The organism is Tersicoccus phoenicis, from assembly GCF_001968835.1.
In the GTDB taxonomy this organism is placed as follows: domain Bacteria; phylum Actinomycetota; class Actinomycetes; order Actinomycetales; family Micrococcaceae; genus Tersicoccus; species Tersicoccus phoenicis.
The window spans coordinates 100,061-115,461 of sequence record NZ_MRDE01000022.1; the positions used below are offsets into that span (position 1 = coordinate 100,061).

Sequence of the window (15,401 nt, forward strand, 5' to 3'; positions counted from 1 at the left end):
ACCTACTTTTTTTGATCGGACAACAAAGTGGAGTGGTCCCGGTGCTGGACGAAACGTTTCGCTTGTCCTACGGTGGGCGCATGGATCGGGTGAGCCTCGGCGAGGTGGCACGGGTGGCGGGCGTCTCGAAGGGGACGGCGTCCAAGGTGTTCAACGGGCGTGACGGCATCTCCGCCAGTACCGCCGAGCGTGTCCGCGCCGTCGCCGGCCGGCTCGGCTACGTCGCGGTCGCGCGGTCTCGGCCCGACGGTCCCCCCACCGTGTGGGTCGCCTTCGACACGCTTGCCAACCACTATGCCGCCACGGTGCTGGACGGGCTGCTCGCGGAGGTGCAGGCGCTCGGGGCCGTCGCCGTCATCGCCCGCTGGGGCGACGCCCGCGGTCCCGAGCCGCGACCTGCGACTCCGGCGTGGATGGAGTACGGCCACGCGCACGGGGCGGACGCTTTCCTGCTGATCACGACGCCCGCCGACGACGCCCAGGCCCGCACCGCCGACCGGCTCGGCACGCCCCTGGTGGTGATGGACCCGTCGACGTCGACGCCGGCGGGGGTGCGCTCGATCGGGGCGACCAACTGGCGCGGCGGCATGCAGGCCACCGAGCACCTGCTCGAGCTCGGCCACCGCCGGATCGCCTTCGTGGGCGCCCCGACCGCCTCGACGCCGGGCGAGGAACGGCGCGCCGGCTACGCCGCGGCGCTCGCGGCGGCCGGACTCCCCCTGGACCCACGCCTCGCGGTGCCGGGGTCCTTCACGTTCGAGGACGGGCTCGCCGTCACCGGCCTCCTGCGCGGCCCGGAGCCACCCACCGCCGTCTTCGGCGCGTCCGACGCCGTTGCGCTGGGCGTCCTCGAGGCGGCGCGCCGGGAGGGACTGCGGGTGCCCGCGGACCTGTCGGTGGTCGGCTTCGACGACTCCTACGCCGCCTCCAGCGCCTCCCCGCCCCTGACCACCATCAACCAGCCGCTCGCGGAGATGGGCCACGTGGCGGTGCGCGCCGCGTTGGCCGGCGTGCGCGGCGAGGTCGCCCCTTCCGCTCCCGTGCAGTTGGGCACCCGGCTCGTCGTCCGTGCGTCCACCGCCGCCCCGCCGGCCTGACTCAGCCGTGGGCGGCCCGGCGCGCGGCCGCGGGGTCGGCTCGCCCGACCGATAGGCTGGCAGCACCATGCTGCTGACCGAGTACGCCGCCGACCACGGGGTCACCCCCGCGGACACCCCGACTCCGGAGCAGGTGTACGACACGTTCACCGGGTGGTGCAGCGGCCGCGGCATCGAGCTCTATCCCGCCCAGGACGAGGCCGTGCTCGAGCTCGTCTCCGGCTCCCACGTCATCCTCGCCACCCCCACGGGCAGCGGGAAGTCCCTCGTCGCCGTCGCGGCCCACTTCGACGCCCTGATGCGCGGTCGCCGCAGCTACTACACGGCGCCGATCAAGGCCCTCGTGTCGGAGAAGTTCTTCGACCTGTGCGCCGTGTTCGGACCCCGGAACGTCGGCATGGTCACCGGGGACACGGCCGTCAACCCCGACGCCCCGATCGTGTGCTGCACCGCGGAGATCCTCGCCAACCTCGTCCTGCGCACCGGCCGGCACGCGGACGTGGACACCGTGATCATGGACGAGTTCCACTTCTACGCCGACCCGCAACGCGGCTGGGCGTGGCAGGTCCCCCTGCTGGAGGCGCAGCAGAGCCGGTTCCTGCTGATGTCCGCCACCCTGGGCGACGTCACCCGGTTCGCCGACGGGCTGACCGCCCTGAACGGGAAGCCGACCGCCGTGATCGCGAACGCGGAACGGCCCGTCCCGCTGTCCTTCGAGTACGCGCTGACCCCGGTGCACGAGACGGTCGAGGAGCTGCTCAGCACGCACCGGGCGCCCGTGTACATCGTGCACTTCAGCCAGGCGGACGCCGTCGAACGGGCGCAGGCGCTGATCAGCCTCAACCCGGCCGACCGGGCCGCTCGGGACGCGATCGCGGAGGCGATCGCCGGGTTCCGCTTCGCGGCCGGCTTCGGGCGCACCCTGTCCCGGCTGCTGCGGCACGGGGTGGGCGTGCATCACGCCGGCATGCTGCCCAAGTACCGCCGGCTCGTCGAACAGCTCGCCCAGGCGGGGCTGCTGACGGTGATCTGCGGCACCGACACCCTCGGGGTGGGCATCAACGTCCCGATCCGGACGGTGCTGATCACGGCGCTGAGCAAGTACGACGGCACCCGGACCCGGCTGCTGACGGCACGCGAGTTCCACCAGATCGCCGGGCGCGCCGGCCGGGCCGGGTACGACACGGCGGGCACCGTGCTGGTGCAGGCGCCCGAGCACGTGATCGAGAACGAGAAGGCCCTGCAGAAGGCGCGGGACAAGTTCGGCGACGACGCGAAGAAGCTCCGGCAGGTCACGAAGAAGAAGCCGCCGACCGGGTTCGTCTCCTGGGGCGAGCCGACGTTCCGCCGGCTGGTGGAGGCCCCGCCCGAACCGCTGGTGTCCAGTTTCACCGTTTCCCACGCCATGGCGCTGAACCTGCTCGAGCGGGACGAGGACCAGGTCGCGGCCATGCGGCGGCTGATCGAGGGGAGCCACGAGTCGCGGCCGCGCCAGCTGGTGCTGCTGCGCCGCGCCCTGGGGATCCTGCGGGAACTGCTGGCCGGCGACGTCGTCGAACGCGTCCCCGACCCGGTCCCGGGCGGCCGGGTGCTGGCGCTGCAGGTCGACCTGCAGCCGGACTTCGCCCTCAACCAGCCGCTGTCCGGTTTTGCGCTCGCCGCCCTGTCCGTCCTCGACCCGGACGAGCCGGCGTACGCGCTGGACGCGGTGTCGGTGATCGAGGCGACCCTGGAGCCGCCGCGGCAGGTGATCGCCGCCCAGGCGAACCGCGCCCGCACCGAGGCCGTCGCGGCGATGAAGGCCGACGGCGTGGACTACGAGGCGCGGATGGCCCGGCTGGAGTCGATCGCCCATCCGCAGCCCCTCGCCGAGCTGCTCGAGGACGCCTTCGAGACGTACCGACGCGGCGCCCCGTGGCTGGCCGATTTCGCATTGAGTCCCAAGTCCGTGGTCCGCGACATGTACGAACGGGCGATGGGGTTCACCGAGTTCGTCGCGTTCTACGGGCTGGCCCGCAGCGAGGGGGTCCTGCTGCGCTACCTCGCCGACGCGTTCCGGGCCCTGCGGCAGACCATCCCCACGGACGCGCGGCGGGAGGACCTCGGGGACCTGGTCGCCTGGCTCGGGGAACTGGTGCGGCAGGTCGACTCCTCGCTGCTGGACGAGTGGGAGCAGCTGCTCGACCCCGAGCACGTGGCCGACGCGGTGCGCGAGCACGAGCGCACCGGCGTCGAGCCCGTCCCGCCGGTGGCCCCGGTCACCGCGAACACCCGCGCGTTCCGGGTGATGGTCCGCAACGCCCTGTTCCGCCGAGTCGAACTGTTCGCCGCCGAGCGCGAGGAGGACCTCGGCGCGCTGGACGGCGAGGCCGGGTGGGACGCCGACCGCTGGGGCGCCGTGATGGACGCCTACTTCGCCGAGCACGAGGATCTGGGCACCGGGCCGCAGGCGCGCGGCCCGCAGCTGCTGATCATCGACGATGCGCCCGGCCGGTGGACGGTGCGGCAGATCTTCGACGACCCCGCTGGGCATCGCGACTGGGGCATCGGCGCCGTCGTCGATCTGGCCGCCTCGGACGAGGCCGGCGCGGCCGTCGTCACGGTGACGGACGTGGGTCGGCTCGGCTGACGTCGTCGTACGACCTGGGCCGCGGGTCGGCGCCGGGTGCGGTCAGTCCTCCCGCGGCTTCGCCACCGCGTCGGCCTGATCGTCCGGCACCCGCTCCGGGGCCGGGGCGGTGCCGGTGCGCTGGAACTCCCGGTGCTTCCCGCGGGCACGGTCGAGCAGGTCGTGGAAGTGCTCCTCGGATTTGATCAGCTCGTCCCGGTACCGCGGCGAGATGGAGTCCATCTTCTCCCGCAGCCGGGCGCCCTTCGCCGCCAGCTTCTCCCGCTGCGCGGCGGGCGCGTCCTGCGGCAACTCGACGTACTGCTGCGCGATGGTCTGCACCCCGCCGATGATCCGCAGGGCCCGTCCCTTCGGGCTGTACAGGGAGGCCAGCACCGTGAGCACGAGCACGCCGATGATGACGGTGAGGGAGAGGCCCGTGCTGATCTCGACGACCGTGACGTGCTCGCCGTCGTTGATGAACGGCAGGGTGTTCTCCTTCAGGGCCTGCAGCACGAGCTTGACGCCGATGAACGCGAGGATGATGGCCAGGCCCCAGGACAGGTAGATCAGGCGGTCCAGCAGGCCGTCGATGAGGAAGTACAGCTGGCGCAGGCCGAGCAGCGAGAACGCCACCGCGGTGAACACCAGGTAGGTCTGCTGGGTCAGGCCGAAGATCGCAGGGATGGAGTCGAGGGCGAAGAGGATGTCCGTGCCGCCGATCGCCACCATGACGAGCAGCATCGGCGTCATCATCCGCTTGCCGTTGTCCCACGTGAACAGCTTGTCGCCGTCGTAGTAGTCGGTGGTGTGCATGAAGCGCTTGGCGAGGCGGGTGACCAGGTTGTCCGACTCGTCCTTCTCGCCCCCGGAGAGTTCGCCCTTGATCAACGAGCCGGCGGTGAGCAACAGGATCAGCCCGAACAGGTAGAACACCCAGGCGAACTGGCTGATCAGCCCCGCACCGACGAAGATCAGCGCGGTCCGGGCGATCAAGGCGAAGGTGATGCCGAACAGCAGCACCTTCTGCTGGTCCTCGCGGGGCACCTTGAACGAGGCGATGATGATCAGGAAGACGAACAGGTTGTCGACCGAGAGGGCCTTCTCGGTGATGTAGCCGGCGTAGTACTCGCCGGCGTAGTTGCCGCCCCAGGCGATGAGCACAAAGACGCCGAAGACGAGCGCGATGCCCACGTAGATCGCGGACCAGACGGCCGCTTCCCGCAGGGTGGGTTCGTGGGCCTTGCGGACGTGGAACACGTAGTCGAAGGCGAGCATGCCCACGATGACGACGACGGTGAGGATCCAGACGGTGGGCGAGACTTCCATGGCACTGCCTCTCGGGGAGGGGACGGGACGGTGCAACCGACAATGGTGTCGCAAGTCTCTCCACCGCGCCACACTCCCGGAAACCCGGGTCGGTGGGCTGGTCGCTGCGTCCGGCCGGTCACCCGGCGTGCTGACGTCCGCAGCGCGGAAGGATACTCCCCTACGTCGGAATCGAGCCTAGCAGAGCAGCGGACCGGGAGAGCCGCAGGATGGCGACGACGGCGACACCGAGCAGGGCGACGGCGACCAGGTTCAGACCGAGGTAGCCGGTGCCGGCGAGCAGAGCCCCGGCGACGGCGCTGCCGACGGCGCCGATCCCGCCCATCAGCGTGTCGGAGACGCCCTGGGCGAGCACCCGGGCGCCGGCCTCCACGCTCTCGGCCAGCAACGTGGATCCCGCGACGGTGGAGGCGGACCAGCCCAGACCCAGCAGCAGCAGACCGGCGGTCACGATCGGCACCCGGTCCTGCCCGAACCCCGCGAGCAGGACGGCGACCAGCAGGACCGCCTGCCCGGCCAGCAACGTCGCCGTCCGGCCCCACCGGTCCGTGCACCAGCCCAGCAGCGGCGAGAACGCGTACATGCCCAGGATGTGCAGCGAGATGGTGAACCCGATCAGGGCGAGCAGGTCGGGCTCGGTCAGGCGCTGCCCGGCGGCCGACGGCGCCGCGGCGTTGAGATGCTGCAGGTGCAGCGGCGTCATGGACATGACGGCGACCATCGCGCCGTGGGCCGCGAGCACCCCGAGCAACGCGGCCAGCGCCCGGGGCTCGCGCCGGATGGCCGCCCAGCCGTCCCGCAGCGTGGCCCGCCCGCGCGGGGCGGGTCCGGCGGGCGTGCCCGCCTGAACGGTCGCGGCACGGGCCGCCAGCAGCGGGTCCGGGCGCAGCCCCACCAGCAGGATGAGCGCGCCGACCACCATGCCGGCCAGGGAGATGACGAACGGCCCGGCGATCTCCGGCAACCCCAGGGCGCGGCCCAGCACGGCGCCGGGCCGGATCAGGTTCGGGCCGGCGACGGCTCCCACGGTGATCGACCAGACGACGACGGACAGGTCGCGGCCCCGGTGGACGTCGGCCGCCAGGTCGACCGCGGCGAACCGGGACTGCAGATTGACGGCGGTGGCCAGCCCGACCAGGGCGGCACCGGCGAGCAGCAGCGGGAACAGCCCGGTCACGACGGCGAGCACGATGACGGCGCAGCCCACCATCGCCCCGGCCAGCCCGGTGACGAGGGCGACCCGGCGGCCGCGCCGCACCGCGAGCGTGGACAGCGGGACGGCGACGACGGCGGCGGTCAGCGTGAGCGCCGCCGTCGTCGCCCCCGCCCACGCCTCCGACCCGGAGAGGCGGACCGCGAGGATCGAACCGAGCGCGAGCGTCGAACCGTTGCCCAGCCCGCTGAACAGCTGCGCGACGGCCAGCACGGTCACCGTGCGCCGCTGCAGAGCGGCGGGATACCGGCCCGTCGTGGTCATGCCGTCAGCGACCGCCGTCGGCCAGGCGCCGCTGGTGCAGGTCCTCCGCCTCGCGCAGCTGCTGGCCGACCTGCGCGTCGGGATCCAGCTCTGCCGCGTCGGCGCGGGTGTTGCCCGCCGTCTCGACGGCCCGGTCCCGTGCCGCCACCACGCGATGGTAGGCGTCCTGCCGCTGCTCCACCGCGACGTCCGAACCGAGGCCGCGGTAGGTCTGGATCGCGGACTCCAGCTCCGCGACCGCCTGCAGGGCCTTCGCCTTCGGGCTGAGCAGGCTGGCGACCGTGGCGATGATGATCACGCCGACGATCACGAGCAGGGACACCAGGGTGGGGATCTCCGGTGCCCACTCGATCGGGCGGCCGCCGTTGATGAACACCACCTCGTTCTCGTGCATGGCCTGCAGGATCAGCTTGACCCCGATGAACGCCAGGATGATCGAGAGTGCGTGTTTGAGGTAGATCAGCCGCTCCATCAGCCCGCCCAGCAGGAAGTACAGCTGGCGCAGCCCCATCAGGGCCAGGATGTTCGCGGTGAACACGATGAACGGGCTGGTGGTCAGGCCGAAGATCGCCGGGATGGAGTCGACCGCGAACATCAGGTCGGTCAGGCCGAGCGCGAAGAAGACCAGGACCATCGGGGTCCACACCCGCCGGCCGCCCGCCACGGTGCGCAACTTGTTCCCGTCGAACTCGTCGGTCACGGGGATGATCCGGCGCAGCCGCCCGATCAACGGGTTGTCCCCGCCCTCGGACTCCTGCTCCCCCGAGTCGCGGGCCTGCTTCCACGCGGTGTAGAGCAGGAACACCCCGAACACGTAGAACACCCAGCTGAACGTGTCGATGATCGCGGCGCCGAGCCCGATGAAGACGCCCCGCAGGACGAGCGCGATGATGATGCCCACCATCAGCACTTCCTGCTGGTACTTCCGGGGCACCTTGAAGCGGGCCATGATGATGATGAAGACGAACAGGTTGTCGATGCTCAGGCTGTACTCGGTGACCCAACCGGCCACGAACTGGCCCGCGTACTCGGCGTCGACGACGAGCAGCATCACCAGCGCGAAGACCAGGGCGAGCCCGACGTAGAAGCCGACCCACAGGCCGGCCTCCTTCATCGAGGGGATGTGGGGCCGTCGGACCACGTAGAGCAGGTCGAACAGCAGGATGGCGATCAGGACGGCGAACGTGCCGGCCTCGAACGCGACGGGCAACTGCAGCATGAAGGAACCTTTCGGGCACGGGTGACGTCCGTAAGTCTCTCCATCACTCCCGGCGACGACGTCGCGGGCGTGCACCTGCACCCGGCCGGACGTCATCGTCCGGCGTGCTGACGGGTGCGGATCGGGTGGGATACTCCCCTACGCTGCGGATCAGTGTAGTCCGCCGGGCGGCTCCTCGGGGGACCGGGCGATCCGCGCCGCCAGCACCGGGTCGTCCCAGTAGCCGCCGTGGCCGCGCACGGGCCCGGCCGGGATCGGGTCGGCCAGTTCGACGTTCTCCGCGTCCGGCATGGGTCCGGACACCGGGTCGGTCACCCGGAAAGCGTTCAACCAGCCCGCGGTGCCCGCGGCGGCGGCGTCGAGCAGCTCCTGCCCCACGTGAGCGGGGAACAGCCCCCGGAAGACGGTGTACACGGGACTGCCGGTGGTGACGAGCACGGGATCCCGCCCGGTGATCGCCTCGGTGGTCCCCTCGGTCGGTGGGGTGGCCCGGGGAGCGCCGGCGAGCAGCCAGAGGCAGAGCAGGCTGCCCTGGCTGTGCCCGACGAGCACCACGGGTCGACTCCGGTCGGCGTCCAGTTCGGCGCGCAGCGCCGCCATCACGTCGGCCCGGTAGGAGCTGCCGGCCAGCGGGTGGGCCCGGACCGGCCAGAACCCGGCGACGTCGCCGATGCGGTTGACCACCTCCCGGACGCCGGCGAACTGGGCGAGCAGCACGGCGACGGCGACCAGGGTCGCGAGCAGCGAGACGAGCAGGTACAGGACGGGGAACACCGGCCGGGCCCGCTGCGACTCGAGGAAGACGACGGCGGCCCAGCTGAGCCCGGTTCCGGCGACACCGGCGACGGCCAGGGATCGCCACACCACCGCGCCGGCGTCGAGCACCGCCCGCCGCGCGAGCTCCCGCCAGCGGTACGGACTGCGGACCGGTTCGTCGAGTCGGCGGCTGCGCCAAGCGGCGACCCCGAGGGCCGAGACGACGAGCACGATCAGCAGCAGCAGGGCGTGCGCCGGGAGGAAATCCACCCGGTTGTCCTGATAGGTGGTCGGGTCGTCCGCGGACAGCACGACGCCGACCCAGGTGCCGGCCGCGGGGGCGCCGGGCGCGAACGCCCGCGCGACCAGGGTCGCGGCGCTGTCGACCGCCATCCGCAGCAGGGCGAACACCGCGTGCAGGACGATCACCGCGGAGACCAGCAGCAGCCCGGCCGCGGAGAAGTTCAGGCCGGCCGGGCCGGAGGGGACCGGACCCGCCGGGCCGGAGGGGCTGCGCTGCGCGGCGCGAGCCGCTCGCACCACCAGGACCGCCGCGAACACTGCCGCGAGAATGACCGAGAGGGCGGCGGCCGTCGGCAACGGGTCGAGCAGCCGGGCTACCGTGCCGTCCGGTAGCCGGGTGAGGTTGTCCGGCCACGGTGCGGAGACCACCCAGCGAGCGGGGCGAGTGACCGCGAGCAGGACGCCAGCGGCCAGCACCAGGCCGACGTGGACCGTGGTCACCACCGAGCCCGCCGACTGGCGAGCGACAGCCCGGCGCACGACCATCGTGCCCCCGATCAGCACCGCGACGGGCAGGCTCACCCACCAGGCCGCCGCGGCGGGGTCGACGGTCACCGGCAGCCGGGCGAGCACTGTCTCCACCATGGCGACGCCCCACAGCAGGGTGCACAGGGTGAGGATCACCGAGATCAGGTTGGTGGCCGTCCCCAGCCAGTGGGAGCGGCGCTCTGCCGGGTGCAGGAAGTCCGTCACGTTCAGCAGCGTGAACGGGAAGGCCAGGTACCAGCCGGCCCGCTGGGTTCGGCGGGTGCCGCGCACCCAGTTGACGATCCGCACCCGGTGCGCCGGTAACCGCGGCGGGTCCACGATTCGGACCCGACGGCGCAGTCCCTGGATGCGGGGCCGGCCCAGCGCGTCGGTCCACGGCAGATTGCCGATGCCCTGGACCCGGATCTCGACGAGCCGACCCTCGTCCAGGTCGTCCGCCGGGCCGCCTTGCGGCTTGTCCGTGGACACGTCCGTGGTCACGTCAGGCGTGGCCCGCGGCGCGCATCTGGCGCAGCTCCTTCTTCAGGTCCCCCACCTCGTCACGCAGGCGTGCCGCCAGCTCGAACTGCAGGTCGGCGGCCGCGGCGTGCATCTGCTCCGTCATCTGGGCGATCAGTTCGGTCAGGTCCTCCGCAGGCGCGGCGGCCAGGCCGTCGCGCCGGATGGTGTCCTGGCCCAGCCCGGCGGCCTTCGCCGCGGAGTAGCCTCGCTTGCCCTTGCCGTAGTCGAACTGCTTGAGCAGGTTCTGCGTGTCCGCGTCCTCGCGGGCCAGGATGTCCGTGATGTCGGCGATGCGCTTGCGCAGGGGCTGCGGGTCGACACCGCGCTCGGCGTTGTAGGCGACCTGGATCTGCCGGCGCCGGTTGGTCTCGTCGATCGCGTTCGCCATCGAGTCGGTGACCCGGTCCGCGTACATGTGCACCTGACCGGACACGTTCCGCGCGGCGCGGCCGATGGTCTGGATCAACGACGTCGTCGAGCGCAGGAAGCCCTCCTTGTCGGCGTCGAGGATGCTGACCAGGGACACCTCCGGCAGGTCCAGGCCCTCACGCAGCAGGTTGATGCCGACCAGGACGTCGTAGGTCCCGAGCCGCAGCTCGCGCAGCAACTCGACCCGGCGCAGGGTGTCGACGTCGGAGTGCAGGTACTGGACCTTGACCCCGTGCTCGGTGAGGTAGGCGGTCAGGTCCTCGGCCATCCGCTTGGTCAGCGTGGTGACCAGGACGCGTTCGTCGCGCTCCTCCCGGGTACGGATCTCGGCGAGCAGGTCGTCGATCTGTCCCTTGGTCGGCTTGACCACGATCTCGGGGTCGACGAGGCCCGTCGGTCGGATGATCTGCTCCACCACCCCGTCGCTGCGGCCCAGCTCGTACTGGCCCGGGGTGGCTGAGAGGTAGACGGTCTGCCCGATCCGCTCGGTGAACTCGTCCCACTTCAGCGGCCGGTTGTCCATCGCCGACGGCAGCCGGAAGCCGAAGTCCACCAGGGTGCGCTTGCGGGACATGTCCCCCTCGTACATGGCGCCGATCTGCGGGACGGTGACGTGCGACTCGTCGATGACCAGCAGGAAGTCGTCCGGGAAGTAGTCGAGCAGGCAGTGGGGGGCGGTGCCGGGGCCGCGGCCGTCGATGTGCCGGGAGTAGTTCTCGATGCCGTTGCAGAAGCCCATCTGCTGCATCATCTCGAGGTCGTAGGTGGTCCGCATCCGCAGCCGCTGCGCCTCGACCAGCTTGTTCTGCGACTCCAGCTCCTCGAGGCGGTGCCGCAGCTCGTCCTCGATGGTGGTGATCGCCTTCGCCATCCGATCCTCGCCGGCCACGTAGTGGCTCGCCGGGAAGACATACATCTCCTGCTCCTCGCGCACGATCTCACCGGTGAGCGGATGCAGGGTGTAGATCGACTCGACCTCGTCGCCGAAGAACTCGACCCGCACCGCCAGTTCCTCGTACATGGGGATGATCTCGACGGTGTCCCCACGGACCCGGAAAGTGCCGCGGTGGAAGTCGACGTCGTTGCGGGCGTACTGCATGGACACGAACTTGCGCAGCAGGTCGTCCCGGTCCATCCGGTCCCCCACCTTCAGGGTGACCATCCCGGCGACGTACTCCTCGGGTGTGCCCAGGCCGTAGATGCAGGACACGGTCGCGACCACGACGACGTCGCGCCGAGTCAGCAGCGCGTTGGTCGCCGAGTGGCGCAGCCGCTCGACCTCCTCGTTGATCGAGGAGTCCTTCTCGATGAAGGTGTCCGTCTGCGGGACGTACGCCTCGGGCTGGTAGTAGTCGTAGTAGGACACGAAGTACTCGACGGCGTTGTTCGGCAACAGTTCGCGGAACTCGTTGGCCAACTGGGCGGCGAGCGTCTTGTTCTGCACCAGCACCAGCGTGGGCCGCTGCACCCGCTCGACCAACCAGGCCGTGGTCGCGCTCTTGCCGGTACCGGTGGCGCCGAGCAGGACGACGTCCTGCTCCCCACCCTTGATCCGTTCGGCGAGCTCGGCGATGGCCTGCGGCTGGTCACCGGCCGGCTCATACTCGCTGACCACTTCGAACGGAGCGACGACTCGCTTGATGTCCTGCGCCAGACTCATGGATCCAAGGCTAGTTCAGCCCGCCGACAGGACGGCGGCCGGTTCGCTGCCGGCGGCATCCACGGCATCGGCGGCCTGGGCCAGACCTGCGGCGCTCACCGTCCCGGGCGGGCCGGCCGTCCCGACCCGCTCAACCGTGCGGGCCGAACCGGCCGTCCCAGCCCGCTCCAACGTCCTGTCCGAACCGGCTGCGCCGGTTGTGCTGAAGCTGCCGCTGCCGGGTGTCGGGGGTGCGGTGGAGGTGTAGGTGTGTCCGGTGGGGGTGGTGGTCACCACCGTGTGGCGTGGCCCGTCGACCGGGACGGCACTCCAGCCGGGGGCTTCCTTGGCGTGGTTGCACCGTTCGCACAGGCCCTGCCCGTTCACCTCGCTGGTGACCCCACCGGCGGCGTGGGCGTGCACGTGGTCCACGTGCCGGATCGGCGCGTCACACCACGGGGTCCGGCAGGTCCGGTCCCGGACCTGGATGAACCGGCGCAACCCCTCGGGCATCAACCGGGCCCGCGAGTCCATCCCGACCAGTTGCCCGGTGTCCGGGGCCAGGAACAAGCGACGGAGGAACACGTCGGTCCGGCCATCGACCAGCTCCCGCGCCCACGGGGCCGGGACCACCCCGTACCCGGCCAGATACGCCGGCTCCGCCCCACCGGCCAGCAACGCCCGATCCGTGATCACCACCTGCAACTCCACCCGCGCCCGGCTCACTACCCCACCGGCCCCGTTGTCGGCCCGGCCGGCCGGCCCGGGGAGCCCGCCGTCGGCCCCACCATTGGCCCGGCCGGCCGGTCCGGCGGGCAGTGGCGCCCCGGCACCGTGACGGTCGGGGGACACGTCACCGCCGGGCGCTCCACTGGCGAGCGCGTCGTCTCGGGACTGATCACCGGGCGCTGCACCACGGGAAACCTCATCACGGCCCGCTTCGCCGCCGAGCGAGTCACCGCCGGGCGCTGCACCGTGGGAATCGTCATCACGGCCGCGGGGGGCCTCACCGCCGGGTGTTTCTTCACGGCGCGCTTGACCGCGTGGCGCTTCTCCGTGCGCGTCCTCAGGGGGTGCCCCATCGCGCGGCAGGCCACCACGCGGCGTTCCGTCACCGGCCGGACCCGGCCAGGACGGGCCCGGCAGCGTGCGCCGCGGCTGCCCGATCCGTACCTGCCCGCCGGTCGCCTGACCGGTCGCCTGCCCGGTCGCCTGCCCGGGTGCGCGCCCGGATGCCTGCCCGCCGGGTGTCTGCCCGTTCGGCTCCATTCCGGGTGCGTGCTCGTTCGGCTGCCCGTTCGGCTCCATGCCGGCCTGGGCGCGGCGGCGGGCGGTGACCGGGGGGTGGCCGGTCACCCGGGCCGTCAGGGTGTCGGCCATGATCTGCCCCCGACCACGCCCGTCCCCCCGACTGGTCAACGTGTCCGCCTCCCGGGACAGGGCCGCATACACGGCCACCCCGTCAGCGACCGGCAGCAACCCCGTCAGATACGTCATCGTGTCCGGCGCCGCCCGGCACGTCACGTGCCGGTCCGCCTCAGCCCGCCGCGCCCTGGCCGTCACCGCGGCCGGGTCCACCCGGTACGAGATCCTGCGGGCCGCCGCCACCAACGCCGCGTCCCCCAGACCGTCCACCCCACCGGTGTCCGCGCTCAACGCCGCGTCCACCGCACGCCGGTCCCCCGCCTCCAGGCACACCGTCTCCCGGGCGATCAACGTCGCCCGCCACTCACTCAACGTCCCCGCGCTCATCGCCGCCAACGTGTGCGGCAGATCCGCCACCAGCAGGTGCGCCAACCCCAGATACCGGCCACCCCGGGCCGGGGACTCCCGACGCGCCAACGCCACCTGCGCCCCCACCCCCGCACCCCGCTGCCCCGCCGGCACCCCCGCCGCCGCAGCCGCGGCCCGCTGCACCACCTCGAACTGCGCAGTCGCCCGCACCTGAGCCGCCGCAGCCGCAGTCTTCAACTCCTCCAGAGCACGGATCCGGTCAATCAACCCCGCACCCTCATCAGCGACAGGCGGAGCAGGAACAGCCAGCGCACGGATCCAGGACGCGATCACCGACGACGTCACCGCCGGTCCGTGCGGTGCCAGTCCGTGGGATGGCCCCTGCGACGATGGTTCGTCGGATGACTGTTCCATGAACCCACTTTACTCGAACATATGTTCGAATGGAAGAGGTACGACGACACAGTTGTCCGCCCCGTCCTGCTCGCAGGGAGGCCACCGATCTGCGCGATAGCTTTCTCCTGATCTTCGTAAAACCGACGGGCGGTCCGAACCAGGTCGGCGCTGAGTCGAGACGGCCGGCCGGCGACGCGCCCGCGGGCTCGGCGGCGGCAAGGGCGGCGTTGGCGCGTCCCTCGATGAGGTCATGTTCAACCTCGACCGGCGTGGCCACGTGGATGACCAGCCTCCGTGTCGCCGGTGGGTGTAGTCACCTAGCTTTCTCCGGTGTCGGGGGCCGGTACAGCGGTCATCAGGCCTCGGCGCGGCCGGTGAGCCAGCGCACCATGTCGGGATCGACGTGAGAGAAGAACTGCGACTCGCCCTCTTCCAGAGGCACGATGCGAGCCATCTCCTCGTCGGTGAGCTCAAAGTCGAGGACGTCGAGGTTCTGCTGCATCCGCTCGGCCTTGACCGACTTGGACACGACGACCACGCCGCGCTGGACCAGCCAGCGGAGCACGACCTGCGCGACGGACTTGCCGTGCGCGTTGCCGATCTCGGTCAGCACCGGGTTGGAGAACAAGTCGTTCTTGCCTTCCGCGAACGGTGCCCACGCTTCCAGCTGCACACCCTCGCCCCGCATCAATTCCTGGTAGTCGGCCTGCTGGTGGAACGGATTGGTCTCCATCTGGTTCACCGCCGGGGTGACCTCGGCGAACGCGAGCAGGTCCACGAGCCGGTCGGGCGAGAAGTTGGAGACGCCGATCGCGCGGATCCGGCCCTCCTGATGCAGCTTCTCCATCGCCCGCCACTCGCCGTAGTAGTCACCGAGAGGCTGGTGGATCAGGTAGAGGTCAAGGTAGTCCAGACTCAGCTTGCGCAGCGAGGCCTCGATGGCCTCGTATGTGCCTTCCTCGCCACGGCGCTGGATCCACAGCTTGGTGGTGATGAACAGCTCGTCACGCGGCACACCGCTGGCGGCGATGGCGCGGCCGACGGCTTCCTCGTTGCCGTAGGACGCTGCGGTGTCGATGAGGCGGTACCCGGCCTTGACGGCGTCGGCGACGGCCTGCTCGGTGTCCTCGGCGGGGATCTGGCACACGCCGAAGCCGAGCTGCGGCATCGTCGTGTCGGTGTTCAGGGTGACGGTGGGGAGGGTGTTCATGAGCGTTCCTTTCTGAGGTGCAGCACTGAGGATGCGGTGCCGCGGTGTGTGGGGTTGCCGCTACCCTGCGTGTCAGGGTGGGGTGAGTCCACCGGTTCATAGCAAGTCCGTTTCGCGGGGCGAGTTGAAGGATTACCTGTTTCGATGAGTTTGAGTTCCCCAGTCGTCCTGGCCGGCGCCGATGATGGTGTCGTGAGTGCACCCTCGAGCCCTG

Annotated in this window: 9 protein-coding genes; 2 read left to right on the forward strand and 7 right to left on the reverse strand. The window is 71.2% G+C overall.

Annotated elements, in window-relative coordinates; translation table 11 throughout:
- The first annotated feature begins 80 nt into the window (after positions 1-80).
- Together BKD30_RS05260 and BKD30_RS05265 are read left to right on the forward strand one after the other, a co-directional pair.
- The gene (locus BKD30_RS05260; RefSeq protein ID WP_076702902.1) at positions 81-1,097 is read left to right on the forward strand and encodes a LacI family DNA-binding transcriptional regulator; all 1,017 of its coding nucleotides are present in this window, start codon (positions 81-83) and stop codon (positions 1,095-1,097) included.
- 67 nt (positions 1,098-1,164) lie between these two features.
- A complete protein-coding gene (locus BKD30_RS05265) occupies positions 1,165-3,726 on the forward strand; it encodes a DEAD/DEAH box helicase (RefSeq protein WP_076702904.1) in 2,562 nt (853 codons plus the stop codon).
- A gap of 42 nt (positions 3,727-3,768) precedes the next feature.
- On the opposite strand, the gene BKD30_RS05270 is transcribed toward BKD30_RS05265, so the two are convergent.
- The 7 genes from BKD30_RS05270 to BKD30_RS05300 all read right to left on the reverse strand — a co-directional run bounded on the left by BKD30_RS05270 (position 3,769) and on the right by BKD30_RS05300 (position 15,187).
- Positions 3,769-5,034, reverse strand: coding sequence for a TerC family protein (locus BKD30_RS05270; RefSeq protein WP_076702906.1), 1,266 nt, complete (start codon positions 5,032-5,034; stop codon positions 3,769-3,771).
- Between the two features lie 160 nt (positions 5,035-5,194).
- On the reverse strand, positions 5,195-6,511 hold the full coding sequence (locus tag BKD30_RS05275) for an MFS transporter (protein WP_076702908.1): 1,317 nt from the start codon (positions 6,509-6,511) through the stop codon (positions 5,195-5,197).
- A gap of 4 nt (positions 6,512-6,515) precedes the next feature.
- Complete coding sequence (locus BKD30_RS05280) at positions 6,516-7,730, reverse strand: TerC family protein (RefSeq protein WP_083956033.1); 1,215 nt, start codon at positions 7,728-7,730, stop codon at positions 6,516-6,518.
- Positions 7,731-7,880: 150 nt separating this feature from the next.
- Positions 7,881-9,758 carry a hypothetical protein gene (locus tag BKD30_RS05285; protein WP_076702909.1) on the reverse strand — a complete coding sequence of 626 codons (1,878 nt, stop codon included), beginning with the start codon at positions 9,756-9,758 and terminating at the stop codon, positions 7,881-7,883.
- 1 nt (position 9,759) lies between these two features.
- Positions 9,760-11,868, reverse strand: coding sequence for an excinuclease ABC subunit UvrB (gene uvrB, locus BKD30_RS05290; protein ID WP_076702910.1), 2,109 nt, complete (start codon positions 11,866-11,868; stop codon positions 9,760-9,762).
- Positions 11,869-11,883: 15 nt separating this feature from the next.
- Positions 11,884-13,848 carry a DUF222 domain-containing protein gene (locus BKD30_RS16630; protein WP_076702912.1) on the reverse strand — a complete coding sequence of 655 codons (1,965 nt, stop codon included), beginning with the start codon at positions 13,846-13,848 and terminating at the stop codon, positions 11,884-11,886.
- A 484-nt stretch (positions 13,849-14,332) separates the two neighbouring features.
- Entirely contained in the window at positions 14,333-15,187 is an 855-nt protein-coding gene (locus tag BKD30_RS05300; protein ID WP_076702914.1) for an aldo/keto reductase, read from the reverse strand.
- Positions 15,188-15,401: the final 214 nt, after the last annotated feature.

Bases quoted from the DNA above. Each gene is read 5' to 3' on its own strand.
- BKD30_RS05260 (WP_076702902.1), top strand. From the start codon at position 81: ATGGATCGGGTGAGCCTCGGCGAGGTGGCACGGGTGGCGGGCGTCTCG.
- BKD30_RS05265 (WP_076702904.1), top strand. From the start codon at position 1,165: ATGCTGCTGACCGAGTACGCCGCCGACCACGGGGTCACCCCCGCGGAC.
- BKD30_RS05270 (WP_076702906.1), bottom strand. From the start codon at position 5,034: ATGGAAGTCTCGCCCACCGTCTGGATCCTCACCGTCGTCGTCATCGTG.
- BKD30_RS05275 (WP_076702908.1), bottom strand. From the start codon at position 6,511: ATGACCACGACGGGCCGGTATCCCGCCGCTCTGCAGCGGCGCACGGTG.
- BKD30_RS05280 (WP_083956033.1), bottom strand. From the start codon at position 7,730: ATGCTGCAGTTGCCCGTCGCGTTCGAGGCCGGCACGTTCGCCGTCCTG.
- uvrB (WP_076702910.1), bottom strand. From the start codon at position 11,868: ATGAGTCTGGCGCAGGACATCAAGCGAGTCGTCGCTCCGTTCGAAGTG.
- BKD30_RS05300 (WP_076702914.1), bottom strand. From the start codon at position 15,187: ATGAACACCCTCCCCACCGTCACCCTGAACACCGACACGACGATGCCG.